Raw genomic sequence first — 22,880 nt, 5'->3', positions numbered from 1 at the left:
TGTCATGCTGCGCTCCATTGTCCGCGGCTGACCCTGACGCCGGCGCCTTCCTGGAGCACCTGCCGGATCTTGGCCTGGTAGTTGGGGTTGCCGGCCGTCTTCGGATGGCCGGCGAAGGCCCGATAGATGTCGGCGAGAGCGACGGGACCGCGCTGGCGGCGCAGCCAAGCGCCGATGGCCTCGCGCCAGGTCGGCGCCAAAGCCAGAGCAACGACGCTCCGCGGCAGCCGAAGAGGCACGAACTGGCCGTGGCTGGCATCGAGCTCGGCGAGAGTTTCCGCGGCGCGGTCGCCATAGGCGCACAGGACCGACGGAGCGCCGGAGTTTGCCGCCTTGCCGTCGGCGCGCTCCTGCGGCGTGCCATCCGGGGTGAGGAAGTCGATGCGTCCGCGCCAAAAGAGCAGGGCCGTGGCGCGATCCCAGACGTGCCGGAAGAAGGTGGCGGTCTCGGTACGGGCGAAGATCAGCGCGATGCCGCGGCCGTGTTCGGCCATCCTGGCCATGAACCGGCTCAGCAGCGCCCGGGAATAGGGCGGGTTGCACCAGACCTCCCCGAACCACGGCAGCAGCAGCCCGTTCTCATTGACGGTGTAGTGCTGGCGAGCCGTCCGCCAAGGCTGGTCGACCGCGGCGCAGGGATCGAGGTCGAAGGCCTGCCAGCCGCCGAGCATCTCGAGCAGCCAAGGCGGCGTCAGCCAGACGTCGGTGCGGCCGCGGCGCGGAGTCTGGTGACCGCCGATGCCGGCGAAGAGGGGCGCTGTCATCCGATGCGACCCTCCCGCAGCGGCTGAAGGCGCGCCGAGATGCTGTTGACCAATTCGATGCGGGACTTCTCCGGAACTTCCTTCACGTATGCCGAGAGGACGGTCATGCAGGCGATGGCGATCTCTCTCGCATCACAGGCGGCATCGTTACCTTCGCCGTAGTGCTGGATGATTGTCCGATTGAACTTGACCGCGAGCTCGATCGTGGAAGCGCCGTCATCCGGAGCCATCATCCAGGGGTTCATGCAGCAGTCGGCAATGTAAGCAGGAATGTCCGGCCTATTCGGCGGGCAACCGATCGAGACGATTCCTTCGCCCGAGTCATCGTCGACCATCAGCCACATGTCGACCTTGCCGCCCGGCGCCGAGGGGTTATCGAGTGTCCGATGGAAGACAGGGCGCCAGTTGAGCCGGGCAAGCTTCGCGATCAGGCGCCCGAACTTGCGTTTCCTCATGGCGCCATCCTCAATTGCCAAACGGCACCATCGGCGATGTAGACGATGCGGTCGCCCCAGCGCGCCAGCTTCATCGCCGTGCTGACGCCGGTGTCCTTGACCTTGTTCACGTTGCCGTTGGTCGGCACGAATACCGTGAGCTCGAAGTCGGTGGTGATCGTCGCCGCGACGCCGCGCGGCAGAATCGCCATGTTGAGGTCTGGACCATCGGCCGGGCCGGTCCACGCTTGATAGGTCCGCATCGCCTTGTCGAAGGTGAGCTCGATGCGCTGGTGCGTGCCGTAGCGCCTATCGAGGACCGTGAAGGCAGCGAAGCGGCCGCATGCCTTGCCCGATACCACGGCGAAGCCGTCGAGCTCAGGCGCCCGGACAATCGACATGCCGGCCCCATGCGGCAGGATAACAAAGGCATTTCCCAGCACATCCTGGACCGCGACGTCGTCCAGCCAGGTGATGGCCCTTTCCATCACCACCCAATGCCGACCCGGTGTCAGCATCGGCCGGTCGAGATCGTGGAGCTCGAGCTCGACTATGCTCTGGGGGGTCACGCCAAAGAGCGTTTCGCCGGCGCGGAAGATCCGACGCAACGCCAGGGGCACAGCAATCCGGAAGATGTTGCCGTCGCCGGAGAAATGTTCGATGCGGATCTCGACACCGTCGTCGGATGCGACAAGCCAGCCGTTCCCCACCCGAACGACCTCGACATCGCCGGGCATCGGAATCCCGATCTCTCGACCGGTTGCCAGGTCGACGAGATTTCCGGAGGCGAGAAGGGCGGCACCATTTGCCCAGATGCGGACGACGGGATCGCCGGCGCGCGCGAAGAGCTTTTCGAAGATCAGCGCGCCGGCGGTCGTGGTGGTGACCGCGCGCATGATCTGCGCCGCCTTTGCCGGCTTGCCCTTCGCCGTCGGCGCCGGCGGTGCGTTGCGCTTGCCGACCTGGAACGTGGTCTGGAACCAGTCGAGGAGGGGGCCCGGGATGCAGGCAAAGTCGCGGACCGACAGCGGAAGCTTCGCTCGCTTGTCGAAGACCGAGGCGCCATCCTTCATCCGCTGAACAAGGTCGCCCGGCTTGTAGCCCTCGATGCGACCCTTGAACGGGTGGATGCCGGTGAAGATCTGGAAAGCCACAATGCCCCAAGCAAACCAATCTGTCGCCTCGGTGAACTGCTGCGCGCTCCAGTCCCGGATGGACGGCATGATGACCGTCGCCGGCCAGCGCCCGATCGCCCAGGAGTCGACGTCAATCACGGCGGCCGTCGGCGCGGAGCCGCGGTTGATCATCGCCAGCCAATTGAGCTCGTTGGCGTCAACCAACAGCGCCTTCTTGCTGTGGGCGTATTGCACGATCTCGAACATGGATTGGGTGAGGGCGATGGCATCGGCGTCGCCGAAGCCGGTTCGGGCGCGGAAGTCAGAGACGAACACCCGCGACATCGGCTCGCCGCCGGCGACGAACGGCATGTAGAAGCCGATCGGTGTCTTTCCGGCGTCCAGCACCAAGCCCTGCGGCGCCACGATTCCGGAATGCTTGAGCCCGGCGAGCAGCTTGATCTTCTCCGCGATGCCGTCCCGCGCCATTTTTGCGGTGTCGGCGTAGACCTTCACCCCTGTTTGGCCGGTTCTGTAGATCGCGCCCTCACCACCCGACGCAACGTAATCGGCTTCGCGCAGCGTGACCGCACCGCGTCCCTCGAGGGTGACCTCAAATGAGCCCCTGCGCGCCATCATGCCGCCTCGTGATCGATGTGGATGCAGGCCATCGCGATGTCGTCGACGGGGCCTTTGCCGTGCGCCTGGCAGTCCTTGAGGAAGCGAAGCATGCGGCGCTTTACGAAGGCGCCTTCGGTCGACTTGAAGGACATCAGCGCAGCGACGACGTCGCGCCAGTCCATGCCGTCGACCTGGGTGACGCCGTCGGAAAAGACTGCAACGGCTCTCTTCCTCTCGATGCCAATCGCGTGCGTAACGCCCGGCAAGGCTTCTGCAATGGAGAGTTCCTTGACCGTATCAAAGTGCTGTCCGGCGATGCGAGCGTGAGTATGTTCGCTAGCGCGCTTCGCTTCAGGATCCCCGCCATGGGCTCGAATGAATCCGGCGTAGTCGTCTTCGTCTTTATATGCGCGGTAGGCAGGCATGTTGCCGGACCATTCATGGCGTACCATCAACATGTCGCCAGATTGATCGATCGAGGCTAGGACTCCGTCTCCGATGATCCGCGCAATGATGTTCGCCTCTTCGGAGATTGCAGCGACGTAAGCGCAAGTAGCCAACATGTCTTCCGGCTCAAGCCGCAATCCTCGCCGACCGTCCATGTCGAGTTCTCGGCTTAAGAAATCCACAAACGTGCCGCTCAGCAATTCCGGCTCACATTTGAGAGCAGTTGCGGTTGAATGAGCGACGATTCGCGCACCCACATCCGTCAGCCCCCCACTCGAACATCCATCGGAAATGATCGCGTAATCGACATATGTGCCGTAGCCGGACATTGCGTAGTCCTGGCACGGCATCCCGCCGCGGAGGTGCTGCGATCCGATATGGAAGGCGTGGTCGGCAGTGAATCGCATGGGTGCTCTCCGCGGCGGGTTTGGGTCAGATCGTGGCGGCGATGGCCTGGCTCGGTCCGCCGGTACCGAGCGCCTGCGACGTGCTCGAGACCGATTGCGACACGAATGCCGCCAGCTTCGCGAGTTTGCCCTTGGTGACGTCGCCGGCGTCGATGAACTGGGTGATGCCGGCTTCCCGTCGGAAGCGGTCCAGTGCCGCGGCGCAATGCGCGGCGTTGATCCCGATCAGCACGCTGACGTGGCTCTCGAGGAACTCCTCCTTCTTGGCGCGATCGATTTCGGCTCTGATCATCGCCGGTGATGCGGCGCCGCCGGTATCTTCGCCATCGGTGATGGTGAAGCTGATGCCATTCGCGTTGAACTCCTGGTCAAACAGCATCCTGGCGTAGGAGAAGGTCGCACCGACGCCGACATAGCAGGCGTCGAACAGCGGCGTGCCGCCGCCGGCGTGCAGCTGGTCGTAGGCGCCGTGGTCGATACTGGCGAGCGGTATGAAGCCGTGAACCTCGTTGATGCCACCGGGATACGAGGTGCTGAAGGCGGCGACGCGAACGAGCAGGTTATCCGAGCGCGGCGACTTCGCGCAGGCGCCGACCGACTCCTTGATCATAGCGATCAGGTCAGCGAGGAACGGAGAGACCGAACCGCTCATGTCGACCTCGATGTCGACGAGTGTGTACTCGGTGGCGCCGAGGCCTTCGATGCGGGCGCCGGTGAACGAGAAGTTGTTGCCAAGGGCGTGGGTCTCGACATCGGCGGATTGGTCCAAACGAGGCATGGTGTCTCCTTTTCTGAAGCGGTGGGGTGTCAGCGCAGGAAGTCGTCGGCCGAGGTCAACACCAGGCCGCGCGCTTCCATGTCCTTGAGGAACTGGCCGGCGATCGCGGGAAAGTCCGGGCTGCCGGGTGTCGGCGGTACCGGCGACATGCAGTCCGTCAGGATGTGGATCTTCTTCAGGTGCGCGTCGCCGATGTTGTCGACGATCTGTCGGATCGTGGTGGCGACGCAGTGCGAGGATGCCTCGCCGGCGATCCCGATAACGTCCGCCTCCTGGAGCACACTGAGGAAGCCGCCGTTCAACTGGGTGGACGGGTCGGCAGGATCCGGCACCTCCGCCATCAACGCCCCGTAGTGCTCCGTGAAAGTGTTGGTGCCCTTTGTGACGAAGTCGATGGTCGCGAAGTTTTCGCGCTCCCAGTCGGCGAGAGGGACGCGGAGCTCGTCGACAACGTTGTGACCCCAGCTGCCGATCAGGCAATGCTCCGGCCAGATCATCAGCACGAACTTGCCGGCGGCCTCGAGCGCGGCGGTGTAGTCGAGCATCCGCTGGCGGAAGGACTCATTGCGGGGAGCCCACATGCCAGACTTGATGTCGGCGTTGCTGATCATGGTGAACGGCGCCGGGCGCTTGCCGTCCTGGCCGCGCCAGAAGCCGGGGTGCGCGACGTCGACGACGCGGTGAGAATCGAGGGTGACGTGGATATCGTTGAGCCGGCGGCCGACGCGCTTCAGCATGCTGGCGACCCGCCGCATGTCGTCGAGCGCGCCAGGCACGGGCAGGGTGGACCGATAAAGGGTGCCGTCCGGCATGGTGGCGCCAACCCAGCCGCTGCCGTCGTGCTTGATATCCATGAAGTCGTTCTGGGGATCGATGATGACGAGATCGGCCTTGATGGTCTTGCGCACGGTGAAGCCTCCTGTTGTTGGTGGTGTCGACTAATCGAAGTCGTAATCGTCGTCGTCTGGGGGATCGTCGAGAGTGTCCTCGTGCTCCGCCATCTCGGCGGCGAGTTCTTCGTTCTCGCGCTTCACGCAGGCGCCACAGACACGATAGATCCGGCCCGACATGCCTTCTTCGAAGTCGCGGCGATCGCGGAGATCGTCGGCGGGGTTCTTGCACCACTCGCAGGTGCCCTTGCGATGCTCGGCGGCCTCGGGCGAGTTTTTCCACGCGATGTGTTGATCCAGGCATTCCTGGCACATGTCGTTCATCTCGCTGCCCATGGAGTCGGTTTCTCCCTGAATGCGGGCGACAGCGGGCCGATCATCGTGCTGGTCGCACATCTGGCCCTTTGGGACCGAGTGCCGTGCGCCGGGGAGGGTGGAGATTGGGCCTGTGACATCAGCCATTGGCGTCTCCCCGAATGGCCGCGATAGTATCCTTCGCCGCGCCGGCGACCGCGCGCGCCAGCTGCTCCTTGTCGGCTCGGCCGGCGAGATTGAGGACTTCGACCAAGCCGTCATGAGCTTCGCGAGCGAGCTCGGTCACGACTTCCGCTTGGCGCCCGGCCCGAAGGATTTCGGAAAGGTAGCCGCTGGCATCGCCGTCTCGGAGCAAGCGGGCTACTTCCTCCGCGTTGCGCGAGGCGATTTGAGCGGCCGCCTCGAAATGCGTTATCTTCCGGTGCGCTGCCATCACGGCGGCCAAAACCCGCTGCTCCTGGGCGTTCAACATGCTCACGCTGCTTGCTCCCGCTGCTGCTTCTTGGCGTCGTGCCACTTCCTCACCATCGGATAGGTGACCCCGCGCAGCGCCTCGGTGGCCTGCCGGCATTGCTCCACGGTGAACATCCCGGTGTGGCAGTGCTCGCGAGCGAGCCCCATCTTCTCCGCCAAGAAGCCGTAGAGTCGGCCCCGCGCCGCCTTGCGGATCTTGCTGGCCGACCTCGGGCCATCGACGTTGGCGTAGCCGCCGGTTTTGTCCGCGTTCTTCCAGAGAGGATCGAAGACCTGGTCATGGAATTGCGACCGCGCTTTCCTTGTCGCGGCGTCGGCCGGCACGCCGAGGCTTTTGGTCGTGTTCGGATGGCAGCCGCAGTAGGACTTGCAGCGGTCACACTTCCAGATCGGCTTCGTCCGGAGGTCCGGGCGGTTCGGATAGATCTCGGCGCCGTTGGTAAGACGAGCCGGGACCCCGCAGCAGAGGGGAGGAGCGTCGGTCATGCTGCCTGCGCCTCCGGAGCGTCGATGTTGGCGTTGACGACGCGAAAGCCCAGCGCGACGACCTCGGGATTTGCATCCCAGGACTCCTCGCCGTGAAGATGCTTCCAGAGCTCGCCGAAAGCCTCCTTCCCGATCCACCCCTCGTTCTCACGGAGCGGATGGCAGAAGATGCGGCCGTCGGGATCGCGCTCGCCGTATGGGATCAGGCCCTCGTAGAAACAGTCGTCATCGCTGATTGAATGTAGCCGCTCGATCTTGGTCTCCTTGACCAGCAGCGTGATGCGAGATCCCCAGCGCGGCAGGTGCATGGAAGCGCGCCGGCGCCCGGCCCAGTCCGGGAAGGTGCCGGGCTTGGACGATGGGTAATTCAGATCTGGAGTCCAGCCTCCGTCTGCATTCCCCATCGAGCCGCCAGCGGTGAAAATGATGGTGCATTTCCGCTCCGGTAATTCGGTCGGCTTCTTGGTTTCATGGGTCTTGCCAACACGCCATTCCTCTCGCACCCAGAGGCGATCGCCAGGCTTCACCTTCTGCCACGGCGTCGGCGGCCACCCGATCCGGTGATCCAGGTCATCGCGGCCGCTGACTTTCCAGCCGCGGCGCCGCAGCTTGGGAGCCTGAGCGTCCTGATCATCCTCAGGGTCATAAAAACTGACCGGATCTTTCCACGCCAGCCGCCGCGTCATCAGCTTGCGGCCGGCCAGCAGAGCCAGGACCATCGCGGTTGAGAACATGATCGGGATATCGGTCATCGTTGCCACCGCGAGATGTGCCACGGCGCCGGCGGCGGATCGCCAGCCACGCGCTGTAAGACGAAGGCGGCGCAATAAGCCGCGGCTGTAATGATGAGGGCGGCTAGGAGTCGCATCAGTGTGCGCCCCCATTCTCGCCCTTGAATTTCTGAAGAAGCGCCCAGGCCTCCGCTATAAACAAACACCCTCGCTCGAACGAGAAGGCGCCCGTTGCGAAGATCTCGCCATCTGCGTTGTATAGTCGGAACTGAAGATTGCCGTGCTCGCAAATTCCAATGCCCATGGAATCTGCAGCCTGCGGCGAATTCTGATCAGTCATGAGCCGCCTCCGAACACGGCTTCGCACACGGCGCGGCACTTCTCGATGTCGAACCGGTCGTCGGTCCGGACTCCGCTCTCCATGTCGATCCAGTAGCGGCCTTGCGTCTGCTCGAGCACCGACATGACGCCGCGGATGTTCTCGGGCGAGATGCCGCCGGCATAACCGACGAGCCTGCCGCCGCCGGGATGCGCCGGCCAGGCTGTCGGGGTCTCGCCGCGGCCGCCGGAGCGATCAAAGAGCCAGTCGACCGAGGTGTCGTTGGGGAACTGGTCGGCCCGGGTCTGAGCGATCGCCCGCATCGAGCCCCAGCCATTTCTAAATTCGATGACGCGTGCCGGCGCCGGATCAGCATGGTTGACCTGGATGCGATTGAAGCATCCGAGATCCACCGGACAGATGTCGACGACAGACTCGCCGGCCATGATCCGGCGGCTGTATTCGCCGCAGAGATGCGCCGAGAGCCGCAGGTTGCTCCACATGAAGCGGGACAGCGCGTCTCCGTCGGGATAGCGCGGATCGCTGCCTTGGCGCTTCGGACTGAACAGAATGCCCCATTCGATCGGGTACTTCAGCGACAGCGCGTGGATGTCGTAGAGCTCGGTCCAGTTGTCGAGCCCGGTGAAGGTGATGAATTCGGGCTTCATGCTGTGGCTCCTGGCATGGCGTTGTGCTCGCGGCCGTCGAGGAGGCGCCCCGCGGCTCCTTTGCGCACGTTGAAAACTTGGGTCTGATCGCCGGTCCACCCGCCTTCGCCATCGCGCACTGCCCATGGCCCGCGGCTCTCCCCAGGCAACACGATGTCCTCAGGCGATTGGTCTTCGGTGACCCACGACCCCCATTGCTTGAAGAAGAAGGCGACTCCCGCTTCGGCGCATTGATCGCGCAGCACCCGCGCCCAGGCCGGGTGCATCGGGCGAGATCCGGCGCCGGACTCGCCTCCGACGATGACCCAGTCAAGTTTACCGAGCCCACGATCATGCAGCGCGCTGTGACCACCCACGACACCGCGGTGATTTATGGATGTCAGGTTGATCGGTCCGAGCAGCGGCTCGGCGGAGATGAAGCGGACAGCGGCGGGCGTCTGGAGCAGATGCGGGATGCGCTCGTCGGCTTCCTGCTGACGCTCCGTTGAGACGCCGAGCCAGACGTTCGGTAGCGGCCATCGCTTCTGCAACTGCCAGACCCAGCCGTCGGGCATGCCTGACGGCAGATCTGGATTGATCTTGTGGGCCTCAAGAGCGACGTGGTGAAAGCGCGCAGCACCCTCTGGCCAAAGCTCGAAGTATCGCTGCATCCTCGCGGCGCGCTTCGTCAGGATCTGGAAGGTGTGCTGTGGCGCCAGTGCCATGACGGCAAAGACCTGATCAATCCACGTGTCCGGAACGTTCTCGTGGAACAGGTCCGACATTGAATTGACGAAGTAGGTCGTCGGCTTCTTACGGCGCAAAGGAGCGAGCAGCACGTCCTGCGAGGCCTGGCGCATCACGCCGGTCCAAACCGGGCCCGCCTTTGTTGATTCCGTCAGGCCCACATAGAGGGCCTGGCCCATGGCCTCCAAACGCGCCGCCATCTTCATCGCGTAGCAGCGCTTGCAGCCGGGTGTGAGCACCGAACAACCGGCGAGAGGATTCCAGGTATGGCCGGTCCACTCGATTTTGGATGCTGTTGCCATGGATCAGGCCCCGTGCTTCGGGCAGCCGTGGGTGTAGTCCCGGCCGCCGCTCACCGGCTTTGCGGTCCAGCCCGCCTTCTTGCGGCGATCGGTGAAGTCATCGAAAGACTCGCCCTGATTGCTCTCAATCGTATCGTCGCAGGTGTCGCATTCGATGAATGCAAGACCGCGCCTCCATTTCAGTGCCATGTGCGGACCTCGCAGCTCGCGCCGTCGTACATCTCAGCCAGGAGGTCGAGCAGCGCCGGGCGCAGCTTCTTGAAGGCGTGGTGAGCCGTGGTGTGATCGCGGCCACCAAACGCTCGGCCGACCTGTCCCAGGCTCGCATCGGTCAGGGTGCGCGCCATGCACATTGCAAACTGGCGCCCCTGCTGGAGCGCCTTCTGGCGGCCGGCCGATATCAGCACGTTGGAGTCGATCTTGAAGGCGATCGCCGCAGCATGGCGGATCATAGTCAGCCGAGGTCCGCCCGGGTTCGCTTTCACCGCGGCGAGGTAGGCGATGACGGTCCGTCGGCGGGCGTATTGGAGCGCGTCATCTGCGAGAGCGCGGCCTTTGAACTCGACACAGCCATGACGTCGCGGGACGATGTCGCGCACGGTATGGCTGTCGACCGTCAGCAAGTGTGTCGGGCGCACCTGCAGCGCGGCCGATGTGCGCGGCGAGACCGTGGGCGCCAATCGGTCGATTACATCAAGCGGTACCCACGCCTCGGCAAGGATGAGCTCGCGCCTGGCCGGCGGCAGCGCCGGCACCGTCTCCGGCGCGCCCAGACGGGCTCGAACCGCCCGGTAGTGCGTCGACAACTCCTGTGTGAACGATCGCTCGCGAACCGGTACAAGCGCTGTGCTCATGCCTGCCTCCGTGATTCAAATTTGCGGCCGGAAGGAAACGACGACCGGCTGCGGATCTTCTGCTTCGGTTTGGTCGGCTTCGGCCGAGGGCGGCCGGTCGCCTTCGCCTCCATGACGGCTTGGTGCTCGTCGTGGCTGCGGCGGATGTTGCGGGTGCGGGAGCGCTCGCCGGTGTCGGATCCCCGCGTCGTGATGCGCGTCGACCCGCCAGGACCGTTCGTCAGCTTGTCGTGTTGCTCGACGGTAATGGCCTGGATGTGGGCCGGGTCGTTCGCCGCCGGGACGGTGTCCCATTTCGCAGTATCGAACTTGCGCGCCTCGAGCGGAGGCCGGTGGTCGAAATGGGTGTTATCAACCGTGCCGAGACGCTCTTTGTCGATCTTGCTACGGCCATGCTGATTGATCAGCACCTGCAGCTTGACCTTGCAGGGGATCGGCGGCCGCTTCCAATCCGGGGGTGCGCGATCGAGGATGGCCATCAGCCGATGATCTCCCCGACACGCTTGAGGCAGGCCGCCATATCGATTTCGCCGGCCACGCGTTGTGTGTGGATGGAGAGGATCTTGCCTGCGACCTCGTTGCCGGCGGCATCGAAGTCACCGTTGCGCGTGATCCACGCCGTGCTTTGCTTGCCGAGCTTGGCCGGGCCCCCGTTCTCGATCGTGGCGAGCGCCTTGCTGTAAGATTGCAAGCGCTCCGGGCTCGCGGGGTGGCGGGTAGGGGCGGTCGTTGTCCCGCCACGGGAGTCGACCGCCCCCTCAGCCTGCCGGTCGGCTGGCTGGCCGCTGCCGTCACGGGTGGTCGCTCCGGACAGCAGATCAGGTTGGGGCGAGCCCTCGGGGTGGGAGGTGCTCGCCCCGGCATCGGCGGGGGCTGGAGGAGCCGATGCCTGTCGGGTTGTTTCGTTGGCCGGCGCTGCCCCGGCCTGGCTGTCCTGCTGCACAGCTGCAGATCGATTCTCGGTCGACGAGGTGCTATCCGCACGCGGATCTCCCTTGTCGGTATTGCCGTTTATTTCATTCGATTGACCTCCGGTGCTGATGGAATCGTTGGCGCCGGCGCCGCCATTCTTCACGAGGGGATTGCGGTCGGGATCAGCCTCTGAAGGCTTCTCTTTCGCAAACATCTCCTCAACGGTGGCTTCGCCATTCTTGATTGAAGCAAACATACCGCGAAGGGTAGCGATATGGTCGACCTTGATATCGCCTTCGCCGTCGACGTCGAGTACGTCGAAGATCTGTTCAGCGGTAACGCCGAATGCGGCGAACGCCGCGATCGCCTTCTCGCGGTTTTGTGCGAGCGTCGCTGTGGTGCCGGCGACGATAGCGCGTGCTTCCTGATAGGCCTTGCGATAGACGCCACGTGGAATGCCGGCAAGCTGCCAATCGTCCAGATCGGCAAGGACATCACGCGAATCTACGGCATCGACGCCACCGAGGCGGCCAAGATGCTGGCCGACGCCTTCGCGGATCCGGAGAAGGTCGCCACCGAGCTCAACAACCGGCTCGGCTTCCTCGACGCCGGACTGAAGCGCAACATCGATAATCTCGTTGCGCAGAACAAGCTATTCGATGCGCAGAAGGCACTTCTTGCGGGCGTCAAATCCGGCCTAACCGGCGTCAGCGAAGCCGTCTCGACGTCCTCTACAGTGTGGACAGTCCTCGGGAATGCGGTCTCGAATGCGTGGGACGCGACCGGCGCCTTCATCGCGAAGCAGATCGGGCTGACCGACTCGCTGGAAGAGAAAATCGCGCGGGCGCGCCAGAACCTCGACGAACTGCGCCGGGGAGGATCGAATACCCAGAACGCCATGAGCGCCGCGACGGGCTTTGGCGACATTCTCGGGATCGAGGACACCCCGGATCCGGGCAAGATTGCGGCCGCGGAAGAGGCACTCAATCGGCTCGTCGCGGTCCAGCAGAAGCTGGCCGCGGCTACGGATGTCGCCCGCGCGGCCCAGCAGTCCTTTCTCCAGGAGTCCTTGGTCCGCGGACTGTCGCCCGAGATCGCCGCGATCGAGAAGCTCAACAACGACTTCACGGTGCTCGACGGCCTGATGAAGAGCATCGGCGGCGACGAGGCCGCCGGCGCCCGCCTCGCCGCGCTCGGCCTCAGCATGAGACAGGTGTCGGATGCCACCGAGGTCGCTCGCGAGAAAATCCGGTCCTTCAAGACCGACTTCGAGCAGTCGATCAGTCAGTCCAACACCGCGCTGCAGGCCATCACGGCGTTCTCGCCATCGGCCAAGGGCGGCATCGCGTATCAGCAGTCGATCGACTCCAACCGCAACGCGAACCTCACCGCGTCGCAGAAACAGGTCGAGGCCGAGCTCGCCTACCAGATCGCGCTGAAGCAGGCCACGACCGCGATCTCGGAGCAGGGGCGCGTCCGGCTGCTCACCGCAAGCCAGAGCGTCCAGAGCACCCAACTCGAGGCCGATCTCGTCGGGAAGTCGATTGGGCAGCAAGCCGAACTCCGCGCGAACCTTCAGGCCCGCCAACAGCTGGAGCAGGAAGCCAGCGCGAACCGGACGGCGTTCGATCAAAAGCAGTACGATGACCTGAAAAAGATCAATGCTGAGCTTGGTCGTCGGACTGATCTGGCCGCGAGAGCTCAGATCAACCAGGACATCAAGTTCGGCAGCCAGACCGCGTTGCTGTCGCCCGATGACGTCCAGATCGCCCAGCAACTCAAGGGCATCTATCCAGATGTCGCTACGGCCCTCGGTAGCGTCGAAGCGCAGGGGCTCCGGACCAATCAGGCCCTGAGCGGGCTTTCGTCGACGATCTCCGGTCAATTGACGACCGGGCTCGCCGACATCGTCGACGGCTCGAAGTCCATCGGGCAGGGCTTCCAGGATATGTCGAGGCTCGTCATCCGCGCGATCGAAGAGATGATCATCAAGATCGCGATCATCCAGCCGATGATGCAGGCGCTCCAGATGGGGGCCAACAGCTTGGGCCTCGGATCGGGGATCACGAGCCTCTTCGGAGGAGGCAGCGCCGGACTCGCCAATACCGGCATGGCCGGTAGCGCGTATTTCGGCCCCGTGGCGCCCAGCGCTCTAGGGAACGTCTTCTCCGGGGGGAACATCATCCCGTTTGCGCGCGGCGGCGTCTTGCATGGTCCGACGATCTTTCCGATGGCGAATGGCGGTACCGGTCTCGCCGGTGAAGCCGGACCGGAGGCGATCATGCCGCTGCGGCGTGGTCCCGACGGCCGTCTTGGCGTCTCCGCCGGCGGTGCTGCTAACGACAACCGCTCTTCCGGCGGGGTCGTCGTCAACGTCATCAACCAAACCGGCGTTCAAGCCGAGGCCTCCACGTCTCGTAACGCCAGCGGTGATCTCACCGTCACGCTGAAGAAGATGATGGACGACGCGGTTGGACAGTCACTCTCGTCCGGGAACGGCTCGCGCGTGATGAAAAATCAGTATGGCGTCAGGCAGTTTATGGGGTCCTGAGGATGGCACTACCATCATGGCCAGCGGTACCGTATCGGCCCGCCCGAGACAGCTTCCAGCCGATAAAGCCGTTTCTCGATCCGATCGCGACCGAGATGGAAGGCGGCAATACCCGCCAGCGGCCGCGGCCAGGCGACAACGTCGCAACGCTGGGCCAGACCATCATGATGACGCCGGCTGAAGCCGAGACGCTCAAGGCGTGGGTCAAGACGACGCTGGCTAACGGTACCGCCCGTTTCACGGCACAGGTTTGGACAGGGGCAGCCTACGTATCGAAAACCTGCCAGTTCGCCAAGGATGGCAAGCCGACATACGGCGCGTTCTCAGCGACGCGCGTCTCGGTTGCCATGAAACTGTTGGTCTACGATTTCTGATGCCAACACATAACGAAGCCCTGCTCGAGGCATACGCCTCGTGCCCGCCCAGCGCGCGTGTCTACTACACGCTCGAGATCTGGCAGTCATCGTTTGACGAGCCGGCGCGCGTTGTGGCGAACGTCGGCGACGATATGGATTTTGGCATCGAAATCGGTGCGCCTCGTAATGGTGGCGAGACCGTCACCTTCATCGCTTGTCCGTTCGAAGCAAAGTATCCGGAACAGCGTGAGGGGCAGCCACCCTCGACCACAATCACGATCGACAACGTCGGCCGCGAGTTGGTGCCGAAGATCCGCGCCGCGCAGGGCGTGCGCGAATACATCTCGGTGCTGTATCGCGAGTATCTCAACAGCGATCTAACTGAACCGGCATACGGTCCCGTCGAGTTTGAACTGCGCGAAGTCAAAATGGTGGGGACGTCGCTGAGCGGAACGGTGGTCGTGAAGAACCTGCAGAACAAGCGGTTCCCGCGTATCACCAAAAACTATGACTACGTCCAATTCCCGAGTCTTCTGCCTTAACGGCTGACGGGCTGCAGCGGCACGTAGGAGCGATTTGGGCATCCAAACATCGTGTTGTCTTTGACCATGTTCACGATGGCGCTCTTCGAGAGGAAGAACATCGAGAAGTCCGACGTCGCTGTCCATCCGTTGGCGCCGTTCGGGATATCGAGCCTGGCGCAAACCACGGTCTCGCCGCTTAGGGCTTGCCACTGATCAGAGATCGAGAAGTGCCGCTCCGCCGCGCTGAAATAGGACAGCCCGCGCGCGACCGTCTTGGCAACTTCGTCGGAAGGGGCTGCGGCGGCCTGGCCGCTGAGGCAGGACAGAATGGCCATCAAGCAAAGAACGAACGGGAAATGGTGGCGCATTGGGCTCCTCCAGCCGGATTGCCCCGAGACTAGGCGATGACTATGGGCCCTGTCGATACCCAGCGCCGCGCTGGCTTCTTGGCGCCCCTGATCGGCGAGCCCTGGGCTTGGCAGTCCCGCAACTGCTGGGACTTCGCCCGCCACGTCCAGCGCGAACTGTTCGGCCTCGAGTTGCCTGGCATCGTCGTCCCATCTGACTTTTCGCGGCGTTGGGTGCTGACAGAGTTCGGCCGCCATCGGGAACGGGCGAGGTGGCAGGCCGTTCCCGATGGCCCCGGCGGCTTGGTGACGGCCGCGGATGGCGCCCTGGTGCTGATGGCACATGCGCGCTTTCCCGCGCATATCGGCGTTTGGCTGAGGCCTGAGGCGCGCGTGATCCACTGCGACGACAAGACCGGCGTCGCCTGCGAGGCGCCGCTCGCGCTGCGCCAGATGGGCTGGAAGAATCTGACTTTCTTCGAACCGAGATCCTGATGCACGGTACCGTGAGAAAATCTCCGGCGCTCCCCGCGCCGGCGCGCTCCAACGCGCGTCGTGATCGCCGCGCCGATCGCGCGCGTCGTCCCGTGCTGCACCTCGTCATGCCCGGCCTCGAGGTCGCGCAGGCCGAGCCGCAGCCGCGCGAGACCGTGACGGCCTTCTTGCGGCGCACGGGTTGGGCGAAGCGGGATCGGGTCTACGGCTGGCAATTCCGGAAGGGATTGCCGACCGTCCTCGAGATCAACGGCGAGGCGGTGCTGCGCAAGAGTTGGTCGCGCCGGCGCATCGCGGCTAACGACAATGTTCGGTTCGTCTCCTATCCGCTCGGTGGGGGCGGTGGTGGTGCCAAGCAAGTCATTGGCATGGTCGCACTCATCGCGGTCGCTGCATTTGCAACCGTGGTGACTGGAGGTGCCGCGGCCGGGCTGCTGGGTTCAGCATTCGCGGCCGGCACATTCGGCGCGGCGGCCCTTGGAGCTGTCGTCGGCGTCGCTGGATCGCTCCTCATCAATGCTTTGGTAATGCCCAAGGCCGGCGCGACCAATACGCCGGACGCGACGCAGGATCAGATCTATTCGGTCCAGGCGCAGGGCAACGCCGCAAAACTCGGCCAGCCGCTGCCGGTCTGGTACGGGCGGCTCAAGGCCTATCCGGATTTCGCGGCGACCCCCTGGGGAGAGTTCGTCGGCAACGATCAATTCCTCAATGTGCTGCTGGCGCCGACCATGGGCAGCATGGCCTATGAGGCACTCTACCTCGACGACACCGTGTTCTGGACGCCGGGTGGCGGTATCTCGGCCTCGTTCCCCGGCGCGCAGGTTGCGTTCTACGAACCAGGCGCGACCGTCACGCTATTCCCGACCAACGTCGACCAGTCGATCGAAGTCTCCGGCCAGCAGTTGCCCGACGGCGGTGGCGATGAGGGCGGCCAGTACGATGCCGGTTTCGGCCCGCTGACCTATGGTTCGCCGCTCGGCCCGTTCGTTTCCAACCCCGCCGGCACGCAGACGCAGGCGATCGCGATTGACATCGTGTTTCCGGCGGGATGCTTCACGGTCAATCAGGACAACAGCAACTACGGCTACTCGAGATGCACACTCAAGGCCGAGTATGCGCCTTGCGACGATGCCGGCGTCCAGACCGGGCCGTTCTCGACTCTGTTCGAGACCACCAAGCAGTTTAACTCAAACTCTCCTGTCCGTGACACCACGAAGGTAGATGTTGCTCCTGGGCGATACCTAGTGCGGCTCAGCCGCATGGGCATCAACTCGCAGTCGAAGTACGGCGTCGATACCGTGATTTGGGCCGGGCTTCGGTCCTTCCTCAAGGGCAACAATTCCTTCCCTGACGTCTCGACCGTGGCGATCCGGCTCAAGGCGTCGCAGTCGACGCAGGGCTCCTACAAATTCGGCGTGCTCGGAACGCGCAAGCTGCTGGTCTGGACCGGCTCCACGTTCGAGTTGCAGGCTACCCGCAGCAATGCATGGGCGTTCCTGGATGCAGCGACCAATTCGCAATACGGTTCCGGTCTGTCGATCGCCAAGGTCGATTTCAACGCCGTGGTCAATCATGCCGCTGGCTGCGCGTCCCGCGGCGATACCTTCGATTATCGGTTCTCCGCCGCGATCGCGGTGCCGGAGGCGCTCGACAAGATCCTGACTGCCTCGCGCGCGCGGCATTTCTGGCTCGGGGACACGATCTCGATCGTGCGCGACGAATGGCGCGACGTGCCGACCATGCTGCTCACCGATCGCGAGATCGTGCGCGACTCGACGCAGGTCGGGTTCACGATGCTGGGGGATGAGGATCCTGACGCGGTCATCGTCGAATATGTTGACGAGCAGACCTGGCTACCGGGACAAGTGCAGTATCCGCCGAACGGCGACGGCTTTGTCGCGGCGAATGCCGAGACCAAGCGCATCGACGGCGTCGTCAATCGGGCACACGCGTTTCGCGAGTGCGCGTTCTATTACCTTCAGTCGATTTACCGGCGCGAGACCGTTCAGATCGGTGTCGAATATGAGGGGCGCGCGATCACCTTCGGCCAGGTGCTCCGCGTCCAGTCCGAGTTGCCGCAGAATTACGGCTATGGCGGCGCGGTGGTCGACGTCAACGTCCGTACCCTGACCCTCGACCCCGCGCCGACATGGGATACGGGGCCGTTCTACATCCGCCTGCGCCAGCCGAACGGGCAGTCGTTCGGTCCGGTGCTGTGCACCGAGGGCGTCGATCCCTCGCTCGCCGTGCTGAATGCGACCAGCCTGTCGGCTGCAGAAACGGAGCAGGCCACCACATTGTCGGCCGTGCTCGCGCGCGAGCCTGGCGGCGAATATCCCTCGTTCGAGCTCGGCGCCGGCGTCAGCGAATCCCGTCTCTGTGTCGTGCTCGGTGGCGTGCCAAACGGCGAATTGTGCACGCTATCGCTGGTGGTCGACGACGAGCGTGTGCATGCGACCGACCTCGGTACGCCGCCTCTGCTGCCGTCGCCGCAGTTTCCATCCGACTCCAAGGTGCCTCTCATCGTCGGGCTCAACGCCAACTATTCGCAGGGCATCGCGGAGCCGAAGCTCTCGGCGAGCTGGTTTCCGGCCGCCGGCGCCGAGTTCTATGTCGCCGACGTCTCCTATGACAGCGGTGAGACCTGGGCACAGGTCTACGAAGGCGCGGACAATCGGTTCGACCAGGTCGTGACACTGGCGGCGCTAAGAGTGCGCGTCCAGGCGGTCACGCCCGGCAAGTTGCGCGGCCCATACGCAACAGCCGACGTCTCTGCGCCGACGATCACGATCGCGAACAACACGGTCGCTTTGGAGTCGCTGATCGAGGGTATCAAGTACCAGGTCACGACGCTTCAGGACTCGCTGCGCGATGAGGTCCAGGAAGCTTTGAACCGCATCGCGTCTGTTGCGTCTGACATCGCCGCGCAGGGGCCTCTGGACAAGCAGGAGTTACGATCGCAGCTCGCAGCGCGATCCGACGCGGCCTTTGCTGAGATCGCGCGCGTCGACCTAGTCGCCGTGACCACCGAAGCCGCGTTCGCGTCGTTTTCGACCACTGCGACCGCCACATGGGGGTCGACGACGGCGTTTGTGGAGAATAGCGCCGCCGCTATCGCCACGCTCGACGGCTACGCCGCGGCATCCTACGCGGTGACGCTCAACGTCAACGGTTACGCCACGGGCTTCAGCCTGGTGAACGGTGGCAGCGGCGTCTCCACGTTCACTGTCGTCGCCGACAAATTCCAGGTCCAGTTGCCCGCCTATAATGGCGGCACGCCGGTGCCAGTGTTCACGGTCGGAACTCTCAACGGGGTTCCGGCAATCGGGATGAGTGGCAACCTGTACCTTGATGGCACCTTCAACGTGAAGGCCATCGCGGCAGGCGCGATCGACGTCATTTACCTGAAGGCAAACTCGATCACGTCGGCATCAGGCGTCATCGGCGCGTTAGGCGTTAACAGCCTGAGCATCGCAGACAATGCGGTGACGGTGCCGGTCGCACAGTCCCTCGGCGGCAACGTGTCCGCCATCTCGCCCGGCACGCCGCAGACTTATTTCAGTTTCAACCTGACGGTTGATACGACCGGGCTCGCCGGCAAGAATATTGTGATCTATGCGAGCGTCAGCGGCATGTGGGCCAACGGCTCGGTGGCCACCGAAACCGGGCAGTTTTATCTCTTGATCAACGGCAGCGTCGCGAACGGCTACGCGATTGCGACGCCTTCCGGCACGCTTGCGCTGGTGTCTCTCGGCGGCGCGATCAATATCAGCGCCTCGGGTGGCGTGATGTCCATTTCGGTGCAGGCGCAATTCTACGCGAATTCGGCAACCTACATGCAGGCCGGAACTACCATCTACGCGCAGGCGGCGAAGCGATGAACATTCATTACAACGTCACGACCGGCCAGATCATGTCGCACGGCTCGGCAGTCTACGAATGCTGCTCCGATAGCTACCTACCCGGCTGCAAGGTGTTGATGCGCGACTATGACAGCATCGATCCGAAGACCGAGAAAATTGATCTCGTTCTCTTGGAGAAGGTGCCGAAGACGGAGCCAGACCCCGACCCTTTCCCGATGTTCCAAGTAAGGGGGGCTGTGGCTCGCGAACTCGCGAACACCGACAAATTCGTTCTGCCTCTGCCGGACTTTCCGATCTCCGAGAAGGAGCGCGCCGCGTGGATCACCTACCGCAGAGCGCTCCGCGACGCCTCGAAGGGCAACGACACGGCCGCCGCGATGCTCGCGGCCATTCCTTCGCGTCCAGATGGTGTCGACGGTTTTGAATGGCTGCGATCGCAGCTTTCCGCATCAGACATCTGACGACTAACTCCCAGCTCTCGAAATTGGTGAAGCGATGACAGCGCTTGTCAGCTACTCGACCGGCACGGTTTCCGTGGCGGCCGGCGGTACGATCGTCACGGGTGTCGGCACCATTTGGTCGGGCACCAATGCGCGGCCCGGCGATGTCCTTCAGATCGGGAATTTCCAGTCGGTTATTTCCGATGTGACGGATCTGACGCACCTGGTCGTGCTGCCCTGGGGTGGTGGAGCGCAGGCCGGCGTCGCATACAAGATCTGGCAAGTTTCGCCGCAGCGCTTCGCGGGTTCTGATTCATTGGCGACGGTCAATAAGCTCGTTGCGGCGTTCAACACGTCCGGATTTTTCGTCTTTGTCGATGTCGCGCTGACCGCGCCCGACCCGTCGCTCGGTGATGACGGGCAATATGCGTTTCAACCGACGACGGGCAAGACATGGGCGAAGGTCGCGGGCGTCTGGACGTATCTCGGCATCTACAAGGGATTCAATTTCCGCGGTGTCTATGATAACGCCGCGACCTATTCCTATGGCGATGTCCAGACGACGTCGGGATCTTCTTACGTCTACATCAACGCCACGCCGAGCGCCGGCCACGCTGCGCCGAACGTGACCTATTGGCAATTGCTGGCCAGCATCGGCCCAACGGGCGGCCCCGGTCCGACCGGCGCCGGCTATGGCGGCACGTCGACGACGTCGCTCGCAATCGGTACCGGCTCCAAGGCGTTCACCACGCAAGCCGGACTGGCCTATACCAACGGCGCGCGCGTGCGAGCGAGCTCGGCGGCGAACACGTCGAATTGGATGGAAGGTCTCGCGACCTATTCCGGCACGACGCTGACGATCAACATTGACAAGACCAACGGCAGCGGCACGCTCGCCGACTGGAATTTCAATGTTGCCGGTCAACCTGGCGACGTCACCGGTCCCGCGTCGTCAACATCGGGCAACATCGCGACGTTTAGCGGCACTACCGGAAAGGTCGTGCAAGACGGCGGCGTGGCGATCTCGACTGACGGTACGTTTGCGGCGAATTCTGATGCAAGAGTGCCAACCGAAAAGGCTGTGAAGGCGTACGTAGACACGGCAGGCGGCGCATGGACCGTGACGAATCCAACGGTCACTGCATCGAGCGGCGCGTTCACGACGGTTTCTTGCCAGTTGAGGTACAAGCTGATCGGCAAGACGGCCGTCTTTACTGCCACCGTTACAATGACCAATGCCGGTACAGCTTCCGGTAACATTCTTTTTAATTTGCCGTTTACGCCGATCGTCGCCCACGCCGGGGGAGGAAAAGAAATCCTCTCCCTTGGTCATCAGTGTAACTGGCAGACAAGTTCATCACAAATGATCATAGCCAAATATGACAATACCAGCGTCATCGCGTCTGGACGCGGAGTAGTTATCACCGGGACAATCGAGGTGGTCTAGCGGGCGTTCACAGTCGCTTCTAGGGGACGCAGGCGGGTTCACAATAACTTGGACCAAGACCACCAGCCCTGCAATCCAACACCGCCATTCTTCATCGGGGGCCAAGGCTGCTCGCACTTGGAGTTGTTCGCCGACAGGTTGTGGGTTACAAGCAAATATTCCTCATGCGGCTTCCTTCTGGGGGTGGGTGACCCGCTTTTATGTTGTTTCATTCTCCGTCATTCCTGTTAGTCTTCCTGCCGGCGGTCCTCGCGGGCTTTTTTGTCATAGGAGCGCTCCGGCAGTATGGCTTTGCGGCGCTTTGGCTCGCCCTCAGTTCGCTGGTTTTCTATGCGTGGGACGATTTCCGGCATCTGCTGCCGCTGATCCTGGGATCGATCGGCTTCAATTACGTCGCTGGTCGCATGCTGGTGGCGGCGCCGAGGCGGTCCGTTTTGGCTCTTTCTGTTGCCGCTAACCTGGCTCTGCTCGGTGCCTTTAAGTATCTGGGCCTTGCCACCGAAACCCTCAGCGAGCTCGGCGTCCCGATTACGGTGACAAAGCTCGCTCTCCCGATTGGAATCTCGTTCTACACATTCACTCAAATCGCCTACCTGGTCGACGCCTACCGTGCCGAGGCGAGCGAGTACAATCCGATTCATTACCTGCTCTTCGTCACCTTCTTCCCGCATCTGATTGCCGGGCCAATCCTGCATCACAAGGAGATGATGCCGCAGTTCGCCCGCCGCGAAACCTATCGTCTCGACCTGAGCGCGATCGCTCTTGGGTTGTCCTGGTTTGCAGCGGGTCTCTTCAAGAAGGTTGTTCTGGCGGACGGTATTGCGGGTTTTTCGGACCCGGTCTTCGCGGCCGCCGACGCCGGCAAGTTCTTGTCGACAGATTCGGCTTGGGCCGGTGCAGTGGCGTATACGCTCCAGATCTACTTCGACTTCTCCGGTTATTCTGATATGGCGATCGGACTGGCCTTGATGTTTGGCATCACGTTCCCGCTCAATTTCTTCTCTCCCTACAAGGCAGATTCCCTGATCGAATTTTGGCGGCGCTGGCACATCACGCTGTCACGGTTTCTGCGGGACTACCTCTACTTCTCGCTCGGCGGCAACCGGAAGGGTTCGGTTCGCCGATCGATCAATCTGATGATTACGATGCTGCTCGGAGGCCTGTGGCACGGAGCATCATGGAACTTTGTGCTGTGGGGTGGAATCCACGGTGCCGGGCTTCTCGTCAATCACGCGTGGCGATCGCTCGGAATCAGAATACCATGGCCTGCCGCCCGGCTGGCAACTCTTCTCCTCGTGATCCTGGCCTGGGTGCCGTTCAAGGCGGCAACGTTTTCCTCAGCATGGTCGGTGTGGCGCAGCATGTTCGGCGTGTCGCATGGTGAGCACCCCATCAATGCCGTCACCGCAGCCTGGTGGATTAGTGCTTTAATGCTGATCGCACTCTGTCTGCCCAATACCGCGCAGATCTTCGGCCGTGCGCCGCAGCAATGGCGGCTGCCATCCTGGCGGCTTGCTCCCGTTTGGTGTGCTGGGGTCGGCGTAGCGCTCGGCGTAGCGATCGCGATGTCGTTCTCGGCTCCCGTCAGCTTCCTGTATTTCCGATTTTAGC

26 protein-coding genes are annotated in these 22,880 nt (G+C 63.2%); 8 read left to right on the top strand and 18 right to left on the bottom strand.

The genetic code is table 11. From position 1 onward, the window contains the following. Window positions 1-2: 2 nt before the first annotated feature. From J4G43_RS28020 to J4G43_RS27940, 17 genes are all read right to left on the bottom strand, one after another. Entirely contained in the window at window positions 3-764 is a 762-nt protein-coding gene (locus J4G43_RS28020; protein ID WP_208086946.1) for a DNA N-6-adenine-methyltransferase, read from the bottom strand. Next, window positions 761-1,219, bottom strand: coding sequence for a hypothetical protein (locus J4G43_RS28015; protein WP_208086945.1), 459 nt, complete (start codon window positions 1,217-1,219; stop codon window positions 761-763). The genes J4G43_RS28020 and J4G43_RS28015 overlap by 4 nt, the downstream gene beginning before the upstream one ends. Beyond that, window positions 1,216-2,952 (bottom strand): protein kinase family protein, encoded by a 1,737-nt coding sequence (locus J4G43_RS28010; protein ID WP_208086944.1) that lies wholly within the window; start codon window positions 2,950-2,952, stop codon window positions 1,216-1,218. Before J4G43_RS28010 ends, J4G43_RS28015 begins: the two co-directional genes overlap by 4 nt. After that, the gene (locus tag J4G43_RS28005) at window positions 2,949-3,788 is read right to left on the bottom strand and encodes a protein phosphatase 2C domain-containing protein (protein ID WP_208086943.1); all 840 of its coding nucleotides are present in this window, start codon (window positions 3,786-3,788) and stop codon (window positions 2,949-2,951) included. The genes J4G43_RS28010 and J4G43_RS28005 overlap by 4 nt, the downstream gene beginning before the upstream one ends. A 25-nt stretch (window positions 3,789-3,813) precedes the next feature. Next, the gene (locus tag J4G43_RS28000) at window positions 3,814-4,566 is read right to left on the bottom strand and encodes a hypothetical protein (RefSeq protein WP_208086942.1); all 753 of its coding nucleotides are present in this window, start codon (window positions 4,564-4,566) and stop codon (window positions 3,814-3,816) included. 29 nt (window positions 4,567-4,595) lie between these two features. Beyond that, window positions 4,596-5,474: a cysteine hydrolase family protein gene (locus tag J4G43_RS27995; protein WP_208086941.1), complete on the bottom strand. Its 879-nt coding sequence runs from the start codon at window positions 5,472-5,474 to the stop codon at window positions 4,596-4,598. A 30-nt stretch (window positions 5,475-5,504) separates the two neighbouring features. After that, window positions 5,505-5,918, bottom strand: coding sequence for a hypothetical protein (locus J4G43_RS27990; RefSeq protein WP_208086940.1), 414 nt, complete (start codon window positions 5,916-5,918; stop codon window positions 5,505-5,507). After that, window positions 5,911-6,249 carry a hypothetical protein gene (locus tag J4G43_RS27985; RefSeq protein ID WP_208086939.1) on the bottom strand — a complete coding sequence of 113 codons (339 nt, stop codon included), beginning with the start codon at window positions 6,247-6,249 and terminating at the stop codon, window positions 5,911-5,913. Before J4G43_RS27985 ends, J4G43_RS27990 begins: the two co-directional genes overlap by 8 nt. Beyond that, window positions 6,246-6,731, bottom strand: a complete 486-nt coding sequence (locus J4G43_RS27980; RefSeq protein ID WP_208086938.1) for a zinc-finger-containing protein — start codon at window positions 6,729-6,731, stop codon at window positions 6,246-6,248. Before J4G43_RS27980 ends, J4G43_RS27985 begins: the two co-directional genes overlap by 4 nt. Beyond that, entirely contained in the window at window positions 6,728-7,417 is a 690-nt protein-coding gene (locus tag J4G43_RS27975) for a hypothetical protein (RefSeq protein WP_208086937.1), read from the bottom strand. Before J4G43_RS27975 ends, J4G43_RS27980 begins: the two co-directional genes overlap by 4 nt. Window positions 7,418-7,598: 181 nt before the next feature. Next, window positions 7,599-7,802 (bottom strand): hypothetical protein, encoded by a 204-nt coding sequence (locus tag J4G43_RS27970; protein WP_157790126.1) that lies wholly within the window; start codon window positions 7,800-7,802, stop codon window positions 7,599-7,601. Beyond that, window positions 7,799-8,449 (bottom strand): beta/alpha barrel domain-containing protein, encoded by a 651-nt coding sequence (locus J4G43_RS27965; protein ID WP_208086936.1) that lies wholly within the window; start codon window positions 8,447-8,449, stop codon window positions 7,799-7,801. Before J4G43_RS27965 ends, J4G43_RS27970 begins: the two co-directional genes overlap by 4 nt. Next, on the bottom strand, window positions 8,446-9,477 hold the full coding sequence (locus J4G43_RS27960) for a DUF5131 family protein (protein WP_208086935.1): 1,032 nt from the start codon (window positions 9,475-9,477) through the stop codon (window positions 8,446-8,448). The genes J4G43_RS27965 and J4G43_RS27960 overlap by 4 nt, the downstream gene beginning before the upstream one ends. Window positions 9,478-9,480: 3 nt before the next feature. Beyond that, entirely contained in the window at window positions 9,481-9,666 is a 186-nt protein-coding gene (locus tag J4G43_RS27955; RefSeq protein WP_041960480.1) for a hypothetical protein, read from the bottom strand. Beyond that, window positions 9,657-10,331, bottom strand: a complete 675-nt coding sequence (locus J4G43_RS27950) for a helix-turn-helix domain-containing protein (RefSeq protein WP_208086934.1) — start codon at window positions 10,329-10,331, stop codon at window positions 9,657-9,659. Before J4G43_RS27950 ends, J4G43_RS27955 begins: the two co-directional genes overlap by 10 nt. Further along, entirely contained in the window at window positions 10,328-10,810 is a 483-nt protein-coding gene (locus J4G43_RS27945) for a hypothetical protein (protein WP_208086933.1), read from the bottom strand. The genes J4G43_RS27950 and J4G43_RS27945 overlap by 4 nt, the downstream gene beginning before the upstream one ends. Beyond that, complete coding sequence (locus J4G43_RS27940) at window positions 10,810-11,499, bottom strand: hypothetical protein (RefSeq protein WP_208086932.1); 690 nt, start codon at window positions 11,497-11,499, stop codon at window positions 10,810-10,812. The genes J4G43_RS27945 and J4G43_RS27940 overlap by 1 nt, the downstream gene beginning before the upstream one ends. A gap of 18 nt (window positions 11,500-11,517) precedes the next feature. Between J4G43_RS27940 and J4G43_RS55660 the strand changes: the two genes are divergently transcribed. From J4G43_RS55660 to J4G43_RS27925, 3 genes are read left to right on the top strand one after another with little or no spacing between them, the layout of a single operon-like run. Next, window positions 11,518-13,794 carry a hypothetical protein gene (locus J4G43_RS55660; RefSeq protein ID WP_321576275.1) on the top strand — a complete coding sequence of 759 codons (2,277 nt, stop codon included), beginning with the start codon at window positions 11,518-11,520 and terminating at the stop codon, window positions 13,792-13,794. A 2-nt stretch (window positions 13,795-13,796) separates the two neighbouring features. Next, the gene (locus J4G43_RS27930; protein WP_038952730.1) at window positions 13,797-14,168 is read left to right on the top strand and encodes a hypothetical protein; all 372 of its coding nucleotides are present in this window, start codon (window positions 13,797-13,799) and stop codon (window positions 14,166-14,168) included. Further along, window positions 14,168-14,692: a DUF1833 family protein gene (locus tag J4G43_RS27925; RefSeq protein WP_028151852.1), complete on the top strand. Its 525-nt coding sequence runs from the start codon at window positions 14,168-14,170 to the stop codon at window positions 14,690-14,692. The genes J4G43_RS27930 and J4G43_RS27925 overlap by 1 nt, the downstream gene beginning before the upstream one ends. On the opposite strand, the gene J4G43_RS27920 is transcribed toward J4G43_RS27925, so the two are convergent. Further along, a complete protein-coding gene (locus J4G43_RS27920) occupies window positions 14,689-15,042 on the bottom strand; it encodes a hypothetical protein (protein WP_208086931.1) in 354 nt (117 codons plus the stop codon). The genes J4G43_RS27925 and J4G43_RS27920 overlap by 4 nt on opposite strands. Before the next feature lie 36 nt (window positions 15,043-15,078). Between J4G43_RS27920 and J4G43_RS27915 the strand changes: the two genes are divergently transcribed. The 5 genes from J4G43_RS27915 (at window position 15,079) to J4G43_RS27895 (ending at window position 22,879) form a co-directional block, all read left to right on the top strand. Continuing rightward, a complete protein-coding gene (locus J4G43_RS27915) occupies window positions 15,079-15,516 on the top strand; it encodes a hypothetical protein (RefSeq protein ID WP_208086930.1) in 438 nt (145 codons plus the stop codon). After that, window positions 15,516-19,400 (top strand): host specificity factor TipJ family phage tail protein, encoded by a 3,885-nt coding sequence (locus tag J4G43_RS27910; protein ID WP_208086929.1) that lies wholly within the window; start codon window positions 15,516-15,518, stop codon window positions 19,398-19,400. The genes J4G43_RS27915 and J4G43_RS27910 overlap by 1 nt, the downstream gene beginning before the upstream one ends. 98 nt (window positions 19,401-19,498) lie before the next feature. Next, entirely contained in the window at window positions 19,499-19,843 is a 345-nt protein-coding gene (locus J4G43_RS27905; RefSeq protein ID WP_208086928.1) for a phage tail assembly chaperone, read from the top strand. Between the two features lie 34 nt (window positions 19,844-19,877). Next, window positions 19,878-21,269 carry a hypothetical protein gene (locus tag J4G43_RS27900; RefSeq protein ID WP_225005165.1) on the top strand — a complete coding sequence of 464 codons (1,392 nt, stop codon included), beginning with the start codon at window positions 19,878-19,880 and terminating at the stop codon, window positions 21,267-21,269. Between the two features lie 200 nt (window positions 21,270-21,469). Continuing rightward, window positions 21,470-22,879 (top strand): MBOAT family O-acyltransferase, encoded by a 1,410-nt coding sequence (locus J4G43_RS27895; RefSeq protein ID WP_208086927.1) that lies wholly within the window; start codon window positions 21,470-21,472, stop codon window positions 22,877-22,879. The last annotated feature ends 1 nt before the right edge of the window (window position 22,880 follow it).

The organism is Bradyrhizobium barranii subsp. barranii (assembly GCF_017565645.3).
GTDB classification, from domain to species: Bacteria; Pseudomonadota; Alphaproteobacteria; order Rhizobiales; family Xanthobacteraceae; genus Bradyrhizobium; species Bradyrhizobium barranii.
This window is presented reverse-complemented; position numbering and strand designations above follow the sequence as displayed.

What these genes read in the sequence shown, in the direction of transcription:
- J4G43_RS28020 (WP_208086946.1), bottom strand. Translation starts at nt 764, where the DNA reads ATGACAGCGCCCCTCTTCGCCGGCATCGGCGGTCACCAGACTCCGCGC.
- J4G43_RS28015 (WP_208086945.1), bottom strand. Translation starts at nt 1,219, where the DNA reads ATGAGGAAACGCAAGTTCGGGCGCCTGATCGCGAAGCTTGCCCGGCTC.
- J4G43_RS28010 (WP_208086944.1), bottom strand. Translation starts at nt 2,952, where the DNA reads ATGATGGCGCGCAGGGGCTCATTTGAGGTCACCCTCGAGGGACGCGGT.
- J4G43_RS28005 (WP_208086943.1), bottom strand. Translation starts at nt 3,788, where the DNA reads ATGCGATTCACTGCCGACCACGCCTTCCATATCGGATCGCAGCACCTC.
- J4G43_RS28000 (WP_208086942.1), bottom strand. Translation starts at nt 4,566, where the DNA reads ATGCCTCGTTTGGACCAATCCGCCGATGTCGAGACCCACGCCCTTGGC.
- J4G43_RS27990 (WP_208086940.1), bottom strand. Translation starts at nt 5,918, where the DNA reads ATGGCTGATGTCACAGGCCCAATCTCCACCCTCCCCGGCGCACGGCAC.
- J4G43_RS27980 (WP_208086938.1), bottom strand. Translation starts at nt 6,731, where the DNA reads ATGACCGACGCTCCTCCCCTCTGCTGCGGGGTCCCGGCTCGTCTTACC.
- J4G43_RS27975 (WP_208086937.1), bottom strand. Translation starts at nt 7,417, where the DNA reads ATGACGCGGCGGCTGGCGTGGAAAGATCCGGTCAGTTTTTATGACCCT.
- J4G43_RS27970 (WP_157790126.1), bottom strand. Translation starts at nt 7,802, where the DNA reads ATGACTGATCAGAATTCGCCGCAGGCTGCAGATTCCATGGGCATTGGA.
- J4G43_RS27965 (WP_208086936.1), bottom strand. Translation starts at nt 8,449, where the DNA reads ATGAAGCCCGAATTCATCACCTTCACCGGGCTCGACAACTGGACCGAG.
- J4G43_RS27960 (WP_208086935.1), bottom strand. Translation starts at nt 9,477, where the DNA reads ATGGCAACAGCATCCAAAATCGAGTGGACCGGCCATACCTGGAATCCT.
- J4G43_RS27955 (WP_041960480.1), bottom strand. Translation starts at nt 9,666, where the DNA reads ATGGCACTGAAATGGAGGCGCGGTCTTGCATTCATCGAATGCGACACC.
- J4G43_RS27950 (WP_208086934.1), bottom strand. Translation starts at nt 10,331, where the DNA reads ATGAGCACAGCGCTTGTACCGGTTCGCGAGCGATCGTTCACACAGGAG.
- J4G43_RS27945 (WP_208086933.1), bottom strand. Translation starts at nt 10,810, where the DNA reads ATGGCCATCCTCGATCGCGCACCCCCGGATTGGAAGCGGCCGCCGATC.
- J4G43_RS27940 (WP_208086932.1), bottom strand. Translation starts at nt 11,499, where the DNA reads ATGTTTGCTTCAATCAAGAATGGCGAAGCCACCGTTGAGGAGATGTTT.
- J4G43_RS55660 (WP_321576275.1), top strand. Translation starts at nt 11,518, where the DNA reads ATGGTCGACCTTGATATCGCCTTCGCCGTCGACGTCGAGTACGTCGAA.
- J4G43_RS27930 (WP_038952730.1), top strand. Translation starts at nt 13,797, where the DNA reads ATGGCACTACCATCATGGCCAGCGGTACCGTATCGGCCCGCCCGAGAC.
- J4G43_RS27925 (WP_028151852.1), top strand. Translation starts at nt 14,168, where the DNA reads ATGCCAACACATAACGAAGCCCTGCTCGAGGCATACGCCTCGTGCCCG.
- J4G43_RS27920 (WP_208086931.1), bottom strand. Translation starts at nt 15,042, where the DNA reads ATGCGCCACCATTTCCCGTTCGTTCTTTGCTTGATGGCCATTCTGTCC.
- J4G43_RS27915 (WP_208086930.1), top strand. Translation starts at nt 15,079, where the DNA reads ATGACTATGGGCCCTGTCGATACCCAGCGCCGCGCTGGCTTCTTGGCG.
- J4G43_RS27910 (WP_208086929.1), top strand. Translation starts at nt 15,516, where the DNA reads ATGCACGGTACCGTGAGAAAATCTCCGGCGCTCCCCGCGCCGGCGCGC.
- J4G43_RS27905 (WP_208086928.1), top strand. Translation starts at nt 19,499, where the DNA reads ATGCGCGACTATGACAGCATCGATCCGAAGACCGAGAAAATTGATCTC.
- J4G43_RS27900 (WP_225005165.1), top strand. Translation starts at nt 19,878, where the DNA reads ATGACAGCGCTTGTCAGCTACTCGACCGGCACGGTTTCCGTGGCGGCC.
- J4G43_RS27895 (WP_208086927.1), top strand. Translation starts at nt 21,470, where the DNA reads ATGTTGTTTCATTCTCCGTCATTCCTGTTAGTCTTCCTGCCGGCGGTC.